This is a genomic window from Citrobacter portucalensis, from assembly GCF_002042885.1.
In the GTDB taxonomy this organism is placed as follows: Bacteria; Pseudomonadota; Gammaproteobacteria; order Enterobacterales; family Enterobacteriaceae; genus Citrobacter; species Citrobacter portucalensis.
In genome coordinates this window covers 81,591-97,824 of sequence record NZ_MVFY01000016.1, presented here as the reverse complement: position 1 = coordinate 97,824, position 16,234 = coordinate 81,591, and the positions used below count along the sequence as shown (strand labels likewise).

The 16,234-nt window shown below is 52.0% G+C and carries 14 protein-coding genes; all 14 read right to left on the bottom strand.

The window, feature by feature from the left end:
* Positions 1 to 177: 177 nt before the first annotated feature.
* The 14 genes from BZK40_RS20340 to BZK40_RS20280 all read right to left on the bottom strand — a co-directional run bounded on the left by BZK40_RS20340 (position 178) and on the right by BZK40_RS20280 (position 16,233).
* Positions 178 to 1,377 (bottom strand): thioredoxin domain-containing protein, encoded by a 1,200-nt coding sequence (locus tag BZK40_RS20340; RefSeq protein ID WP_053069311.1) that lies wholly within the window; start codon positions 1,375 to 1,377, stop codon positions 178 to 180.
* A 52-nt stretch (positions 1,378 to 1,429) separates the two neighbouring features.
* The gene (locus BZK40_RS20335) at positions 1,430 to 2,638 is read right to left on the bottom strand and encodes a secretion/conjugation apparatus DotM-related subunit (RefSeq protein WP_048227648.1); all 1,209 of its coding nucleotides are present in this window, start codon (positions 2,636 to 2,638) and stop codon (positions 1,430 to 1,432) included.
* A 302-nt stretch (positions 2,639 to 2,940) separates the two neighbouring features.
* Entirely contained in the window at positions 2,941 to 3,573 is a 633-nt protein-coding gene (excA, locus tag BZK40_RS20330) for a plasmid IncI1-type surface exclusion protein ExcA (RefSeq protein WP_053069310.1), read from the bottom strand.
* A gap of 61 nt (positions 3,574 to 3,634) precedes the next feature.
* The gene (locus BZK40_RS20325; RefSeq protein WP_048227646.1) at positions 3,635 to 5,797 is read right to left on the bottom strand and encodes a DotA/TraY family protein; all 2,163 of its coding nucleotides are present in this window, start codon (positions 5,795 to 5,797) and stop codon (positions 3,635 to 3,637) included.
* A gap of 56 nt (positions 5,798 to 5,853) precedes the next feature.
* Positions 5,854 to 6,396, bottom strand: a complete 543-nt coding sequence (traX, locus tag BZK40_RS20320; RefSeq protein WP_048227645.1) for a conjugal transfer protein TraX — start codon at positions 6,394 to 6,396, stop codon at positions 5,854 to 5,856.
* Complete coding sequence (traW, locus tag BZK40_RS20315; protein ID WP_048227644.1) at positions 6,393 to 7,595, bottom strand: conjugal transfer protein TraW; 1,203 nt, start codon at positions 7,593 to 7,595, stop codon at positions 6,393 to 6,395. The genes traX and traW overlap by 4 nt, the downstream gene beginning before the upstream one ends.
* 12 nt (positions 7,596 to 7,607) lie before the next feature.
* The gene (locus BZK40_RS24655; RefSeq protein WP_164850802.1) at positions 7,608 to 8,180 is read right to left on the bottom strand and encodes a conjugal transfer protein TraV; all 573 of its coding nucleotides are present in this window, start codon (positions 8,178 to 8,180) and stop codon (positions 7,608 to 7,610) included.
* Entirely contained in the window at positions 8,177 to 11,230 is a 3,054-nt protein-coding gene (locus BZK40_RS20310; RefSeq protein WP_048227643.1) for a putative type IV secretion/conjugal transfer ATPase, read from the bottom strand. Before BZK40_RS20310 ends, BZK40_RS24655 begins: the two co-directional genes overlap by 4 nt.
* A 71-nt stretch (positions 11,231 to 11,301) precedes the next feature.
* Positions 11,302 to 12,033: a hypothetical protein gene (locus BZK40_RS20305; protein ID WP_069325142.1), complete on the bottom strand. Its 732-nt coding sequence runs from the start codon at positions 12,031 to 12,033 to the stop codon at positions 11,302 to 11,304.
* 183 nt (positions 12,034 to 12,216) lie between these two features.
* Positions 12,217 to 12,621, bottom strand: a complete 405-nt coding sequence (locus BZK40_RS20300) for a DUF6750 family protein (protein ID WP_048227642.1) — start codon at positions 12,619 to 12,621, stop codon at positions 12,217 to 12,219.
* Positions 12,622 to 12,655: 34 nt separating this feature from the next.
* Positions 12,656 to 13,180 (bottom strand): conjugal transfer protein TraQ, encoded by a 525-nt coding sequence (gene traQ / locus BZK40_RS20295; RefSeq protein WP_048227641.1) that lies wholly within the window; start codon positions 13,178 to 13,180, stop codon positions 12,656 to 12,658.
* Positions 13,180 to 13,953: a conjugal transfer protein TraP gene (gene traP / locus BZK40_RS20290; RefSeq protein WP_129719564.1), complete on the bottom strand. Its 774-nt coding sequence runs from the start codon at positions 13,951 to 13,953 to the stop codon at positions 13,180 to 13,182. Before traP ends, traQ begins: the two co-directional genes overlap by 1 nt.
* On the bottom strand, positions 13,934 to 15,250 hold the full coding sequence (gene traO / locus BZK40_RS20285) for a conjugal transfer protein TraO (protein WP_048227639.1): 1,317 nt from the start codon (positions 15,248 to 15,250) through the stop codon (positions 13,934 to 13,936). The genes traP and traO overlap by 20 nt, the downstream gene beginning before the upstream one ends.
* Positions 15,250 to 16,233: a DotH/IcmK family type IV secretion protein gene (locus BZK40_RS20280; RefSeq protein WP_048227638.1), complete on the bottom strand. Its 984-nt coding sequence runs from the start codon at positions 16,231 to 16,233 to the stop codon at positions 15,250 to 15,252. The genes traO and BZK40_RS20280 overlap by 1 nt, the downstream gene beginning before the upstream one ends.
* Position 16,234 lies beyond the last annotated feature (1 nt).

Sequence of the window (16,234 nt, the reverse complement as noted above, 5' to 3'; positions counted from 1 at the left end):
GGCCACGATGGCCAGCAAAAGAAAGAGCGGTATGGCGAGTGGCCAGATAAAGCCCGCCACCACACTTCCTGCCATAATTCCGGCATATAGCAGGTGGTCGCGCATAAGCTCAAGAACAGGGGAGTTCCAGGCATTACGCTTCATTAGCGCCTGATTTACGGGCGTATTATTCATGGGTTACTCCTGGATGCTAAGGGAACTCACAAAACGGTCGACCTGTTCTTGTGTCATTGGATCGGTAATTTTCATGAAGTGAGCAATTTTATCTGGTGCGGCCAGCATGCCTGTTGCCAGGCGAATGCCTGTGTCAGTCAGCACTGTAGGCGTACCTGAAAAACCAAATGCGCGGAAGCCTGTATCGTTTACGGCCACTACGGCTTGAGCCGACACGGAACAGTCTGAACTCACCTGTTGAGAGGCCGCCTGTCCAGGAACCTGCATGCCAGCGTCTGGACGGAAAAGATCGCTCCATGCTACTGCACGGGCAGTCAGGTCTTTCTCGCACAATACCGGAACGATTTTATCTACGGCATCGCCACCGTCATTGACTACAGATACAGGGAAAATGACCACGTTGTAATGTTGTGCCAGCTGTTCGATCGCTGGTTCCATGCTTTTGCAAACCGCACAGGTTGGATCTAGGAATGCATACAGCGTACGTTCATGTCCGTTTGAGAGTGGGATGGTGAACAGACCCCGATCGGCGCTGCGCTTCAGTATGGCTACCATCTTCTGTCGGGCTGACTGTTCCGTCGCTTCTGTTGTTACTGGCGTAGGGGGAGTTACCGGTGTTGCTGCCGTCTGCAATGCTTCAGCAGGAGAGGCCGGTAAGGATTCATGGCTTTCCTTCATAATATTCTGCATATTGGCGGATTCAGCCTGTGCAACGTGGCTGACTGTATTGTCAGTCGGCGGGAGAACCGTCATTTTAGGTTGTCCCTGAATAGCGGCAGACTGTCGTGGCTGAACAGGGACAGGCTCTTCAGGTATTGTCAGTTCTGTGCTACTGAAATTAAGTGAGGTATGGTTGCTTGTACCCATGAACCATAACGAGGACGCAATCAACGCACCGCCAACAAACAGGGCAAGGGCTTTAATTCGCCGTTTTATCACCGCCTTACTCTGAGTTTTGAGTTGCAGTGCAATGGTGTTGAATACTTCTACCGCATCGTGCATCGGGTCATCAAGAAGTGTCACGGCTTCTTTTGAAAGCTCATAAAAGGCAATGAGTTTTTTATCATGAATGGCCATACGCTGTGGTTCGCGGAATATGAGCAGGGCCTGAGGATCGCCTTCTCCGCTTTGATGTAAAACCACAATTGTGTCGTAAATGAAATCGTTACAACGAAAGGTGGTGTAGGTGCTTTTCTGTGACATAAGGAGACTCCAGTAGACGGTATGTTAATTCGCGTTAGATATGTTCGGATTTTCAGAAGATGGGAGCGTCGTCGCCTCCCGGGCGAGTGATAACATCTTCCGTCAGTGACCAGTTGGTCCGGATGCGGCGCTTGCGGTCTCGGTCTGGCTGAGGTTCGTCCCAGATTAGCCCCAAGGACAGCATATCGATGCGCAGTCCCTCAATGGCTTCATCGACGCAGGCTTGCGGGCAGGGCAGGCCAAGTCGTATAGCCTCACTTTCGGTGCGGGCGACGGCGACGATACCTGCTCCTTCAATAAATCCTTTGGTGGTGTTTGCCCGGTGCAGGGCATAGAAGAGGGGACGATCCACTCCCTTGAGCCATAACCAGTTAGGCGGTGTCAGCCGTAAATCATGTGCGTACAGCCAGACCATGCCACTTCTGACGTAGCGGTGCTCATGCAACCACTTTTTCGCGCCTTCGCTCTGGATGACACGCTTAAAGGCAGTTCTGGCCAGCGCATAGACTGGTACTGAGAATTTCCCCTTATCACGGCGACTTTTGAGACGGCAGGAACGGTTCAGTTCATCCATCAGCGCTTTTGCTGCCGGGCGATCGTCCAGGAAAAACTGAAGGCCGAATATTGCGAACAGAGTTTTTTCATGCGGCGCAAGGCTTTTCCATCCATTCAGCGGACGTCCCAGCTGCGCCATGAAAACAGCCCGGCAGCGGGCAACATCGAGCTGCATGTTACTGATGAGTTGATGTTCTTCTACGAAACCTTCCGGGGTTTGTGCCGGACGTCTTTCCGGACGACGTTTATCCAACAAGAGACGACTGGCATCTCCCTCACTAAGGATGGGGGAAATTGCAGGAGAAATAGCTTCCATGGCGAACGGCAATGTACTTATGTCGAGTACCCGCCGAGTTTGCCAGTTGCGGGCTGGATGGTGTAACCAGCTCCACAGGGAAGCGGTGGACAGGGGAATGAGGAATATCATCAAGATCCCTGTCGTTTGCTCCATCACGTTGATCCACTGATCGTACGTGATGTATTGGGCATTGTTGGCGGTGACGGCCAACAGGTTATAGCGCGGTGCGGCCCAGGTATGGAATGGTCCAAAGTCAGCCATACCCCACAGGATATGCAAAATGAAACATGACCAATACACAAACTCGGGCAAGTACAGCCAAGCGACAAGCAGAACCATAATTCCCAGGATGGCGAGGGCGCCGAGAAATTCAAGCGGGTCATTCGATCCCACGCGAGCGGATGTCATGGATAAACTCCCAAGATGAAGACTAACTGAATAAAAAAGGGCAACAACGCATGGACTTATCTAAAGTCTGTAGGCGTGTTTACTGATGGCAACGGAAGGTGAAAATATATTGATTGGTTAAAAATTAAATTATTGTGGATCTGATATGGATCCCCTTTATTTGAGTAATAATCAATAAGGAGTCAGATTGTGGTTTTAATTATCATTATCTGTTTTAGAGTGAATTTTCAGGGCAATGATCTACTTTAATAAAAATAGCCGGTAATTAAACCGGCTATTTATTGGAGGGGAGTAGATGTGTTTTAGGCAAGAACGGGAACTGGTAGTCCTGTCAGAACTTCGATCTCGGCACGTTTTTTATTCACGACATCATTGAAGTTAAAGTTATAGCTGTATCCTTTATTGTTCATTGCGTGCAAATGGTTAGCAATACTGGATGCAGCGCCGGTATCAATAAGAATCATCGGCAACGATGTAAACTTTGTGAACAGGCGCAGCTTTGAGTCTTCAACCTCTGTACGGGTAAGGCTGTAAGCATCGAAACCAATGACATCCATAACGTTGCCAGGATAGATTCTGATGTACAAAAACGTTCCTTGCTGGAAGTCGAAACCCAGATAGGTACTTTGCCAGAAGAGCCAGCCTTCTGAGTTGATGTCCGGCTTGAAGTGCCCTGTATCCTTGATTTTCTCAATAACAGCAAGGATCTTTTTTTTACGATTATTGGCTATGCCGTAATTTATGATGAATGGGGCGAACAGCATAAACCAAAGACTAAAGAGAAAAATATAGTCACTTCCAATAACATAATCCCCGCTCGATACATATAAAGTAAATAGCGGAGCAAGTAAAACTAATGTAATAACTCCGAACCGCAAGAATAGAGTTCTGACTACATAATATGGAAGCCACCATTTAGGGAATCTATCTTTCACAGTCAACCCTCCTTAGGTATTTCAATCAATATTATAGCACTACTGGATAGATGTCCACATCTCAACTTTTGATTCCATCATTATTTGTTCCATCGGGGCCATTCATACCCTTTGTATTAACTCCAGGGGTATGGCGTATATTTCTCCCACCGGCTATAAACATATCTTTCACTGAGCCAGCCATACTGCCAAGGGTATTGGCTGCATCCCTTCCGCCCAAGAATGAAATCACGTAGTCCGGTAGATATGCCTGTAATGCAAACATACTGGATACCAGTGCTGTACACAGGCGTGCATAAATCATTAAGAATCCAACAAGACTGAAAACTCCGGTCAAAGAATTTGCCTGAACATTGACCAGAGCTGCTCCGAACAATGCGTGTAAGATTGTACCTACAGCTATAATCGCGACAGATGCGAAAAAGAATCCAAACACCATGAGGGTTGGGCGTATCATCGTGTCGATCAAGTAGATATAGCCGTACGCAGCACGACTACCTCGATCCTGTGAAGTACCTAGATGTGTAGCTCCCCACAGAGGGCCTGCAGCACAGCCAACAAGAACACTGACAATCCAGTTTCCAATCCCTGTCATCCAGAAAATGAATGGTATAAACGGTAAGTAGATTGATAAGGTAAACCCAGCCGTAAACATGAGCAGCAGCAGGAAGTATATTGCTGGAGATATAGCATCCAGACCTTTATTAATCGCGCTGACTGTGCCGGTAGATAAATCTAGCGCTTTACCTACCAAGCTTCCTTCCCCAGCAGCTGCAATGATTCGAACAGCTGTGTATGCAGTTAATGTGCCTTCGGCAGCTCCAAACGTGTAATCGCCTACATTTTTCATCTTAATAAGCGGGTTAACTTGCCCATTTACAGAACCTGTTCCACTTAATGAAGTTGCTAAGTAGTTGGTTAACCTCTGCATGGGCCCACCGACAGTTTTCATGAAATAACTATTTGGATCATTCCCATCTACTGCCGTTTGTTCATCGTTTGAGATAGTGGTCCCCAACGCCGGACTGTAACTCGAATTCTGCAATTGAGTTCTGTATGCGCTCATTACTGCACTGAAAAGTTCTCCGCTGCCAATTTCCCCTAGAGAGGACATCCCACTGGTCGCCGGTGCGCGACTGGCAACTTCAGTCAGGCGTTGGTTGGCCGTTGCGAAAGTCTGATACCAGGCGCCGAGAGACGCCCAGCCGTATGTATCGAGGTAATTCCTGACAGCATCCTGAATGCCATTTTGCTCACTCTGTGCCGGCAGCGCACGCTGTACTGTTTGTTCATAGTTGTTGGCAGCTCGTTGAATGCGCGTTTCTATATCCGGGAGTGTGCCGTTTCCGGTCGTTCGCTTATTCATAAATCCTGTAACAAACTCGCTGGCAGCGCTATCCATATCCTGAATCATGGCTTCCATCGCTTTGTTTTGTGCGTCCACGACTTCACGTGTGTCGCTATTACTGAAGGGATTAAAGAAGCTCCCAGAGCCAGACGAGGAGCCTGATTTCTGTTGTTCCGGAATTGTTGCTGTGCCACACACTCCACTGCCGTTCGTGACCCGGTAGGTATAATTTCCTCCAGACGAACCGAATCTCTCAGTCATTTTTGCTGTGGTGGAATTGGCAGTGCTGCTGTAATCGTCCAGTGCCGTATTGATGGCGTATTTGCACAGCTGTATCTCAAAAATACCGCGTGCAGATGTACGGGTCGAGGCCTGGGTGGGCTGCACCGTCAGGGAGTAGCCGCTGGCAATATCACTTGCAGCTTTGGACACCATCAGGTTGGCAGAGCCCACGCCCATAATCGATGCGCCCCAGAGGATGATGAGCTGAGACATGCTCCAGCCATTGGCTGTCGGGATAATCATCAAGAATCCTGAGACTGTACTCAGTGTACTGGTGATATCGCGATCGCCACTGAATACCTTGCCCTGATGCCCCGTTTTGTTGATGTGCTTCAGGCCAATAATCACAAACCAGACGACGGCAAGGACGGCAATAATTCCGTTAAACAGCGCAAACAGATTCCCGATCATCGTGGTATTACCGGCGGCGAGAGGGTCTAGCACCACGTCGCCGAAGATAGTGACCAGAGCCTGTCGGGAAAGGTCCTGGGCATTGGTCGCAGCAGAGACTATATCATCGTAAGTGACACCGGCGCGTGCCGGGATAACAGGTATAAGCAGCCCTGCACAAAGCGCACGAATGAGATTTTTCACGGTAACTCCGGATAAAACATGAATGCCGGGATGGCGGTTGGGGCAGAAGAGGGCCGTTATTTTCCGAGAATGGAATCTCGTAAGGCATGTGTTTCCGTCCTGAAATGCTGAAAGGTGCCTCCTTCAGCAAGACTCACACGCCGGTTGCGTAACTGCCACAGTCGATAGGTTACGATTAGCGCTTTTGACCACGCCACGCCAGCGCCGGAAAACAGCACCACACAGGTGCTGATCTGGTGTGCAGTGATACTCCCACCGATGATGAATGTTGTCAGTGGTGCAAGCGGAACGAGTATAATCATAAGCCAGAACAGAAATCGCCAGCGCCGGCGCTGGCTAACATACCCCTTATCCAGCTGTTCGGTAGTACAGCCGGATTCCTCAACGGCTTTTTCCCAATCAGGAGAAGCAGGCAGTTTGTCGTCGGTGTTAAGCTCAGGAAAGGCATCACGCATTCGCTCCAGATTGCGTGATGTCATGTGTCGAGCTGATCGTAGAAACCACTTTGTTTCCTGCACAGGTAGAAAGATGCTAAGCAATCCGATGGTGATACGCCCGGTGAGGCTTTTTTTTCGTGAGACTATTTTTTCAGATGTCATTTGGCCGCTCCCTGGTTCATGGCTGATTCGAGTTGTTTTAGTCGTGGGGCATAGGACTGACGGGCAAAGGCAGCGAGCAACTGGCCGTCGATAACGTTCCCTTTGCGTATCAACTCTTTAATGTCATTAAGTTGCCAGTTCATCTGCGCCGTGGTTCGGATGAGTTCGCGCATAAGGTTATCTCCGTTCATTTGCTGCAGGTCAGAGAGATAGGCTGTATTGGCATATCGACGTCCGGCCTCAAAGGATTCAAATTCTCGCTGGCTCATGTAGCCTTTCGCTTTCGCCTCCGGTGAAGCCACATCATCAAAATACTGCGCTGCGGAAGGGGACTGCAGTGCTTCTTTCAGGGCATCACGGGTGGTTTCACTGGGCTTACTGTCGGCAATCAGCGAGAGCTGAGGTTCAGAGGCGGCATCGGTGATACCGTTGTACTCGTTGAGCAATCCTACATACGTCCGTCCGGTTACGGTGTTGACTTCACCTTTACCGGGCGTGCGACCGGCCGAAGGGCGCGATGTGTTTTTCATGTAGGCCATTGCGGCGTCGGTCTGTTCCTGTGTCCAGGACAGTGCTGGTGCCGTCCCTTCCGGTCCTGCTCCACCATAGATCGAGCGTACTTGGCTGTCACCACCGGGCATTTTGCTGACGGCTGGGCAGATCCCCGTCCCACCAAAACGCTCATATTCTGCTGCTGTGCAGTACGCTGCATGCACGTTCGCACCGTCATAAGCGTCGCGGGCCTGCTCTTCTGATGCAGTGGAAATCCTCTTACGCACCGCTGAGTTGGAAACGCCTTTGCCGGAAGAGAGTTTTGATGCGGTACTACCTGACGCACTTTTACTTTGTGCAGCAACGCCGGAGGCTGAATCACTGCAGATCGAATCCGGTACCGAAAAACTCTGTCGAGCTTCTTCCAGCCGTTGGGTTTCATTATTGAAAATCATTTGCTGACGGGTGGCCTGTCCATCCTGATTAATCAGCGCGCCGAGCTTGTCAGCATTCTGTGTGATTGCTGTACCGGTGGCCTGCTGCATCTGTAGTATTTCGACCAGCGTTGCCTGGATGGTGGCCATCTCAGGCAGAACCTGAGTAGTTATCGGAACACTGGAGTTCACGTTGACGGTGAAAGCACTGGCAACTGTGGGAAGGCTGGACGCGATGGCAAGCGCCAGCGCGGGGAGATGGCGTTGTATCATGAAATTCTCCATTTAGTTGAGCGGGGTAAATACGTTGGGAAGGCGAGTTGACTGTGGGTCGGGGGCGAGGGCTACCAGAGGGAAGGTCTGAAAGCGTCTGCTGATACGTCCTTCCCGGCTGCGGGTGTCTATGATAGTCAACCCACGACGAGCGATCCGCGAGTGAGTTGAAGGGGTAATATCCAGTACCGGCCTGTCTCCTGGGCTGAGTTGTGGGGTCTCTGCCCCCTCCGGCCATAACCAGGTATCATCACTTAACACCGTCCTTATATCCTCAGGTAACAGCCACTGGACCACATGACGCGATTCTCGCACCTGTTCGCCTGGCTCTTGTACCTGCCATATGGCCGTAGTTACCAACTGGCGAGGACGATCTTTGATCGTAAGAAGAACGCCACAGGCTTCTTGTGGAGCCCGACGATCAGTAGCGTATACAGCACGAGAGTTCACTGCACTGTCTGTACGAAAGTGACGAGATGGTAGAACAAACTCCACGCCGTCAACATCGATCATCAGGCGTGAAAGTCTGACCTGTCCCTTTGCCGGGCGACGGCAGCGTGGCGTCAGGTGGATGGAACACATCACAGGTCATACCCCAGTTCGTTAATCATTTCGTCCGCCATCAGTTCGATGACACCCTTATCACCACGGACGCCACTGTTACGCTCTCTGTACTCAATGAGTTTTTTTGCAGACCCACGTGGGAACTTATCTGCCAGCAACTGACGGGCACGGGCAGTGCCGATCGTCGCGGAGAGATTTTTGCGTAGCGCACCGTCTTTTTTGTCTGAGTTAAGCGACCACAGCTCCAGCGGTCCGAGCGTAAACCGGACAATCCGCGCCAGCGTGCCCTGGGTCGTGCGCATCATACACAGCATCGGTACTCCACTACCGTCTGCAGCAGGACCGGCTGGCATACGCAGGAAAGCATGGAGATTGTGTTCGGGGATCTTAAAACTGTCCCGTAAAAGAGGGATGTCTTCCTGGCGGTAGCGCAGCAGCCAGAGGGTGTTGGCAGAATCGAGCAGGCTTTTCGGGTAGTCGGTAAGGAACTGGGTACTTAACACCGTGCGGATGCCAAACTTACGCTGTTCCCTGTCCTGCGTGTCCAGCGCTTCGAAGATGAAATCAATGCCCTTGACGTTGTGTAACTCGTCGTAGATTTTGGTTTTCATTTCGCTGTCGAGTTGGTTGATACGCCGCATAATGCCCGGGAGATAGGCTTCCGGCACCGTTTTCACTATCTCTTCCTGATACTGAGGAAGCGTAAAATCACCAGCTGTTATGTGGCCAGCAAAGAGGAACATTATGCCGGTTTTCAGTCTGCCTGCCGGAGTCTTATCGCCGGCGACGTTGTTTAAGTCTACGGCAATAATGCGTGTGTTCGGGTTCAGCGCGAAACGAGTCCGACTGGCCATCATCGGATAGTCCTGACGAGCCTGAATCATGCAACGCTCAATGTATTCCAGCAGTGGCTCCTGTGAACCGTCACGCTGTACTCTGCCAAAACTCTCCTGAATTGCCTCACTGCGTAGTAGCGCTGGCATATCAGCGAGTTCGGGTACTGCCTGATAGTGCGCCCGTTGAGCCGCGGATAACTGCCCGCGCTCATGGAGGAGATCACGTACTTCATACCATGGCGTCGCAGTCCACCATTCCTGATCGTGCTCATCTCTCAACCCGGATGACTCCAGTGCCTCATCCACTTCTGGCTCTACGTTTGACCGGAACATGTTTGGCTCAATACCGCTGCGCATGTCGAACGCCAGATCAATCAGGCGGTTCACTATCTGCCGGGTATCGGTCGGGTTAGGAGGCGTCCCTTTATCCGGTTCTATACAGAAGGCCATCAACATGGACGCGATAAATTGCTTCTCCGGCGTTACTGGCTTATGGGCACCGTACAGGATATCGAAAACATTGCGCGACTTAGACGGGTCGTTGCTGAGAATAATACCGACGGCTTCGTCCTTTCGCTCCTCCGGCAGACTGTCACGAATCAGCTGGATGAACCCCATAGCGCTGAACCCTTTATCGATATGCGCCACATAGGGAAGTGAAACCTGGGCGGAAGATACCTGTATTTCCGTCAGGGTATTAATCAGTACCGACTTACCAAGACCTGAGTCACCTGGTGCAAGTTCGGTGTGCTTGTTCTGTCGTGAAGAACCCAGCCCAACTTCCCAGGCGCAGCCGTCTTCAGTGTGCAGCATCAAATTACCTTCCCCGCGCCAGACGGAACCTGGTCGGTTGAAGGGCAGCATAGAAAGCGCATGGGATAGTGGCGGATAAAGCGGGACGGGGCCTGAACCTGCTGACGCTGCCAGCATGCTGTTTACCCATCCCCGACGTGGATCACCGAAGGTTGTGGTCGTGTTACAGACTCCCCATCCCTGCATAGCTGATTCAAGCAGCATCTGATTACGGGTGCATATTTCACGGGTACGCCCCCAGGTGGAAGCCACAATGGTCATCACACAAACTGGATCTCGTTCATCCGTTTCAGCCAACTGCGTAAAAGCGTCGTAAAGAGGACGAATGGAGGGAATAAATTGTCCAAATGATGAAATATTCTTTTTCCAGCCCAGCGCCTTCATCCCACCCGGCATTATATCGATCCGAATACGCCAGGGAACGGCACGTGGAACCAGTTTAACCAGTTCATTGAAGGGGCTGGGGTTCTGAGGAGGCAGAGTTATGGCTACCATGCCATGCCATAGTCCCTCTGCAAACACAAGATTACCTTCAGTTTTTGGTGTACAACCAAAAACCTGAAAATTCAGGAAGGGAGCAAGCAGAGCCGTGGCGTCATCATCCTGAAGCGTACCCGAGGGTGCGGCTTTCCCCGGCAGTGCCGGGCGCCATGCTGCCGATGTGCTGTTACGTGCTGTTTCACGTCTGATTTCGTTACAGAACTCAGGCACGTCTAGCAGGCGGACAAGTAAGCCGTCTCCGCCGCGTACGAGTGCTTTTTCAAGAGTAGAGATAAAGCTGTCATGCCTGATCTTCAGACCAGACATTTGCCAGCGCCAGGGCTCCTGTCCAAAGCGCGCGACCGGCGCTTTATCCTGGATAGCCCGAACGGTGGTATTGAAATCTGCTCTTTCCTGATGGCTCACCAGTGTCGGTGAACTCCAGACGGCAAGCCAGCATCGCTCACGGACAAGCCAAGGTGAAATTACGTTTACCTTTTCATTGAGCAGGTCATCCAACTGGATGCCGATGTGCTGAATTGAGCGTTTTTGTGGGGCGATCATGGTGCTGACTTCGTCACGCCCTTTTTCCGGATCTCGTTCAAAAATGAAGGCCAACTTATGGCCGGTATTTTTCCAGGTCGTACTGAGTGTGGATGTGAGGTGCGCGATCATTCCTTCAAACGCATCCGGATGGTCGGCTGAGGCGGTTTCTGATAGTTCACGCAATGCCCCGGAAATTTCAAATACAGAGAGGTAATAACCATGATGGGTTACGCCAATATAAGGTGCTTCCAGCCAGGGTCTGAGTTCCAGGTCGTGTTTGTCCAGTCCGATCACAGTGCGAATGTCGCAATAGTCGACAAAGTCAGCAGAGATGGTGAAACGGGAAAAGGTGTTCATAACGTCTTCAATGGCGAAGACAAGGCGGTTGATATTCATAGCAGTGAAGACTCCACCAGGATGGCGTGTATTGATGGGCTCGATGGCGCATCTGTGTGACGAGGTGCGCTTCAGTTTTGTGTGACAGTGGTGCCAGTGGGCAGCGCCGATACTATTTTTTTCTGCGGGATTTCTGACAGCACGTCACTGTCCGTTACTGAATCCGGTGTAAGGATCAACGCCACTCCATTCATTTTCTGTCGCATGTCATCGCGAATGACTGGCGGGAAGCGTTTAAGCGCATCGGCATAATCAGCAGGCCGCCACCCTCCGAAACGTTCTTCCAGAGGCAATCGATGCCGGGTCAATTCCGACAGCACCCGGCGACCCTCCCGAATTTTGTAAGGAATGTTGCTGAAGACGGCCTGCAGCGCTTTTCGGTTCAGGGCGACGACATTACGTGGATGCAGATCCGGTAACCAGACCATTACCCCCTGAGCAGCAGCAAATCCGTTGAGGGCATGCCAGGCGTGGCAGATAAAACAGAGATTAAACGGCTGCGTGAGCCGTTCGAACTCAGCATATTCAGTATCAGACAGTAAACCGGTATCGGTCAGAAGCGCGGTGGGAATCTGGCGCAGGGCAAGGCGGCGGGCTGCAAGTGATGCGTGCTGCATCCCGGTTTGTGCGGCTTTCAGTGCACGAGTATGTTTTTCGTATTCAGCCGGTACCTGTGGCGTGGGGCGGGACGCCAGCTGAGCCAGCGTATCTTTCGCTCTGACGAGTCTGGCCTTTGCATCATGTGCTTCTTCCGCAAGTCGGGTTAAGGGCAGGGATTCCGGTAACATAAACAGATGTTTCATATCAGCACCGCAGCAATAGCAGCGTCCCCCTGAAACGCTCACAGGGGCAGGAAGCTGGGGGGCTGTGGTATGGACAACATCAGGTACTGGAAGTGAATGTAGCCACCGAAGGTCAGGTGTCTTTTTCTTATTACTCATCGTTTTCTCCTGAAAGGGTCGGTAAACACCGACCCTTTCCTGTGCTTAGCTGATATTGACGGAGCTGGTACCAAGCTGTTTCTGGGTACGACTCATAACTTCAGGGACAACGGCCAGCAGACCGCCAATAGCCAGACCTGCACAGCAGCGGCCCACGGTGATCTGCGGGTTGGTACCAACTTTTTTGAAAGCCAGCAGGGAACCGATGAAGATGAATACTCCGATCGCCTGGGCAATTTCCAGGCCAGAAGTTTTACCACTTTTAGCACCGGCAGCGGCGCTGCTAAGCATGTCAGCAAGATCGCCTTCGGCGAAGGCCATGCCGGGTAACAGGAACGTGGCCAGGGCACACAACCCCTGAATCATTCGCTCACGGCACTTCATCATGGTCAGCTGACAGAAAATAACAACGGCATAAATACGCGCGGAAATAGCACGGAAAAGTGACATGGTGTCTCCTTGGGTTATAAAAAAACGAATGGTGTTAAAAAGCGAGTCCGAAGGTGGCGAGCGCGGCATCGATGAGCTGAGGTGAAAAGACCATCGCGGTTCCGGCCATCAGTTTTACGGTCGCGGCACGAATGCTTTCGCTTGAACTGAGCGCGGTATGCCCTTCAAGTTCTGAACGTCGAAACATATCTAGTGCTGCATAGACAAATCCCACACCTGCGAGCCGAACCAGGGAAAGCACGGCGTTAGCGGCCCCTGCAGCAACGCCGTAGGTGGCGGGCTGCACATAAGCGATTGCATCAAAGGATGTAGCGCCAAAACCAAGCTGAGCACCACTGGCATTAATTATGGAGGGAAGGGATACCAGTGCGGCGCAGGAAAAAAGGCCAATAGCGAACCTGCCCGGGGATAAGGGACCACGACTGGAACGTTGCCGGACCAGTAGGGCGATGAGGCCAAAAAAACCAATCATCTCAGACCAACTGAACAGTAAATCCAGTCCAGCGGTGAAGATGCCCGAAGCCAGGTTCTCTATTAGCGTAATGGCATCCAGTGCCATTAGCGCAGGGTTCCTCCTGTTGTCACCACAGAGCGTGTGGCGGGATCAATCTGACGAATAGTGACTTTACCCAGCGTATCCCCCTCCCGGACGGACCAGGTACTGCCCTGCCATTTAATCCAGGCCATTCCCGACTCCAGTGACATGATTTTCATGCCTGAAATAGCACTGGCTACCTGCCGTTTTTGGGACCTGGAAGCGGGTTTTGAGGTATCAGTGACGCTTGCCCGGGCTTCCAGTACTGCCAGCTTTTGTATCAGGTCATTAAGCTGGGCACGCGTTTCTACCGCGTATGCCTCATCCCTCTTGATAGCATCAGACAGACGGGTGACGCTGTCTTTCAGTGACGTCATAGAGTCATTTATCTTTCGATCACGGTCGTTCAGCTCGTCACGAATATCCGTCATCATGCTCGCCGTATCGCCCTGGAGCATCGGAGGTGCAATTTGTGTCGCTGGCTGCGCTACGGGGATCGAAGCCCTCGTGTGCTGGATAGTCTCAACTGCATTTTGCGGTGCACCGTCGAGCGTACTTTCAACCTCACTGAAGCTGCTTTCAGACGGTGTGTTATTTGTAAATGACAGTGACGGACCGAACAGATACCAGAGGCTGGCCACTGCCAGAAGAGTTATCCCGAGAAGCCACGGTAGAGAATAGCCAAACAGCAGCTCCCGTTTCCATAAAGGTGGTTTCTGACGGGGGTCTGGCGCGCCAAAATCATCCTCGTTTTCCAGCGTATCTTCTTCAGGTATGTCAATTTGCTGATTCATCATTGTTCCTCACGGGTACGGTGTCGCCATATTGACGACGGATTTCAGCCTGGCGGCGCGCTATAGCTTCCTGCAGGCGGGATTCAGTTTGCTGCTCTGCTGCAACAGGTGTTGGTGCTGATGTACTGGCAGCGGAGAGTGCGGCCTTCTTATTACTGATAATGTCGTCTGAAGTTACTGATTCAACGAAGAGAATGGAGATAACCTCTTTCTGCTTAACTGTTACCTGGCGGAACGGCTCGCGGGCCATCTCCTGTTTGATGACTTCCGCACCTGTCTGTGCTGTGCCACCGACCATTACGCCAGCTACTGTGCTGCCGTCAGGTTTCCCTACGCGTCCGGTGACTGTTCCGACGCTGGACTGCATGACTTGAGTATTAGCATCCTTGTACAGCCCCCCCAGATCTCCAAGACCACCTAATACAGCTGGTAGAACGATGTGTGTCCCCCATCGATGGTTGACATCGGAAGCTATTGAAGACATCAGGTTTTTCTCGCTCTGTGCGCTTGCTTTTACGTTCAGTTCCATTCCTTTCCAGCTCATACTGGTGAATTTGATATCGAGTCCATTTCCGGCAAGTTTTACTGAAGGGCTATGGAGTCTGGCGCCAGCCAGCGGCCCGGCAGGTATGACCGCAACCACCTCTGAGTTGGGGTTATCCGAATCCACGGCAGTCTCCATATAACCGGACGCACGAGTGAGTGCAGGGATGAAGACCTGTGCGTTTTCTGTTTTAGCTGTGGATTCTGCCTGGCGGCCAGCACCAGACTCTGGTGAAGTCCGCGTAACGGTGGCCAGTGCAGTGGCCAGAACCGGAGCGTCACCGCCCGCCTGCGCGGCACTGATTCGCGTGAGCAGTTTCTGGAGTTGAGCCTGGCGCTTCTCGTTTGCCTGCTCTTCTCCGGCCGTGTTTTCCGTGCGTCGTGACGATTTTCCCGACTGTGGAGATGGCGAATCTTGTGATGCCGGCTTTGTTACCGGCGGCTTATCAGGCGGGGGTTCCGTGACTTCAAGGCCTACCGGGAGGCTGGCGATAAAAGATGAATCAGTCCGTGCGGCTTCTTGCGCACCTAAGTCGTTTGAGGCTTTCAGTAGCTCACGGTATCGCGGGCTTTCTGTTGTGGTGGTTACGGCACTTGAGGCAGTGCCGTTAAGATTGACGGCAGAATCCTTTCCTGAAGGGTCATGTGCCAGCCATGACACTAACCAGTAACCGGCAGTCAGTAAAACCAGGGCTCCAAATCCGATTATTGAAATAAGTTTTTTGCCGTTATTTCCGGCATCCTGTTCTGCGCTCATTACTGAAGCTCCGGCGTGACGTGAACGGATTTCCCGTTCACTGAGAAGGTCAGTAACGGGGTGAGGGGGAGTTTCCAGAGATGCGTGCCGTCCGCTGAAGAGAGTGTCTGTTCAAACTCATCGCGAAGCATTGCCCGGGAACGGACCATCAGATCATCACCGCTTTGCCATATAACAGTGTCAGGAACGTTGCCCTGGAATTTGAGGCGGTGTGCATCTTCTGGTGGAGTGCCATCCAGAAAGGCCTGCAAAGTGGCACTATGGAGTGCGATTTTATCGACTGGCGCGCCTGGGGCCATGGTGCCGGGACCCAGGCGTGGGACGCGTAAATCCAGTCGGCTGTCGATCTCCTGGCTGGCTGTACGGGTGTCTGTCTCACCACTTGTCACGTTAATCATGACCGGTACATCGAGTCCTTTAAGATAGACGGATATGTTCCCTGCCGCCCACGGACGCAGTGGGGTGATAGTTAGCATGTTGCTACCAGCATTGAACTTCACATCAAAATTTTTCGGACTGGCATTAATTGGCGGATCCGACTGTGGCCACGGCGCACCACTGATGTCTGTCAGGGTAACGACGCTCTGGTTGTTCATGGCCGTACGTACCAACGGGATACTGGCTCCTGGTGAAAGATTAAGGGTTAACGAACTGATGCGCGGAACCACGCTTATCATTGGAGCATTTACCGACCGCTCGTTGTCTGTCAGTCGCAGACGCAGTTCGCGTATCTCATCCGCTGACAGAGGCGAGTCCATGCTTGCCGCTTCGTCTACCAGCGGTGAGCTTTGTCCTGGTGCCGGTAACTCCCCACTAATCCGGGTTGCGGGTACGTCCGTTGTATGTGGTTCAGCACCTTGCTGGGCTGGAGCTGCACTTGTTGCGCCAGGTGTCCTGGCGTTCTGCCAGCCAGTATTGTCAGCAGCGACTGCGAGAGCCGGACCACACAGCAGTAGCGCGGTCATGAGATAACGAAGTTTCATG

What these genes read in the sequence shown, in the direction of transcription:
- BZK40_RS20340 (WP_053069311.1), bottom strand. Translation starts at nt 1,377, where the DNA reads ATGTCACAGAAAAGCACCTACACCACCTTTCGTTGTAACGATTTCATT.
- BZK40_RS20335 (WP_048227648.1), bottom strand. Translation starts at nt 2,638, where the DNA reads ATGACATCCGCTCGCGTGGGATCGAATGACCCGCTTGAATTTCTCGGC.
- traX (WP_048227645.1), bottom strand. Translation starts at nt 6,396, where the DNA reads ATGACATCTGAAAAAATAGTCTCACGAAAAAAAAGCCTCACCGGGCGT.
- traW (WP_048227644.1), bottom strand. Translation starts at nt 7,595, where the DNA reads ATGATACAACGCCATCTCCCCGCGCTGGCGCTTGCCATCGCGTCCAGC.
- BZK40_RS20310 (WP_048227643.1), bottom strand. Translation starts at nt 11,230, where the DNA reads ATGAATATCAACCGCCTTGTCTTCGCCATTGAAGACGTTATGAACACC.
- BZK40_RS20305 (WP_069325142.1), bottom strand. Translation starts at nt 12,033, where the DNA reads ATGAAACATCTGTTTATGTTACCGGAATCCCTGCCCTTAACCCGACTT.
- BZK40_RS20300 (WP_048227642.1), bottom strand. Translation starts at nt 12,621, where the DNA reads ATGTCACTTTTCCGTGCTATTTCCGCGCGTATTTATGCCGTTGTTATT.
- traQ (WP_048227641.1), bottom strand. Translation starts at nt 13,180, where the DNA reads ATGGCACTGGATGCCATTACGCTAATAGAGAACCTGGCTTCGGGCATC.
- traP (WP_129719564.1), bottom strand. Translation starts at nt 13,953, where the DNA reads ATGATGAATCAGCAAATTGACATACCTGAAGAAGATACGCTGGAAAAC.
- traO (WP_048227639.1), bottom strand. Translation starts at nt 15,250, where the DNA reads ATGAGCGCAGAACAGGATGCCGGAAATAACGGCAAAAAACTTATTTCA.
- BZK40_RS20280 (WP_048227638.1), bottom strand. Translation starts at nt 16,233, where the DNA reads ATGAAACTTCGTTATCTCATGACCGCGCTACTGCTGTGTGGTCCGGCT.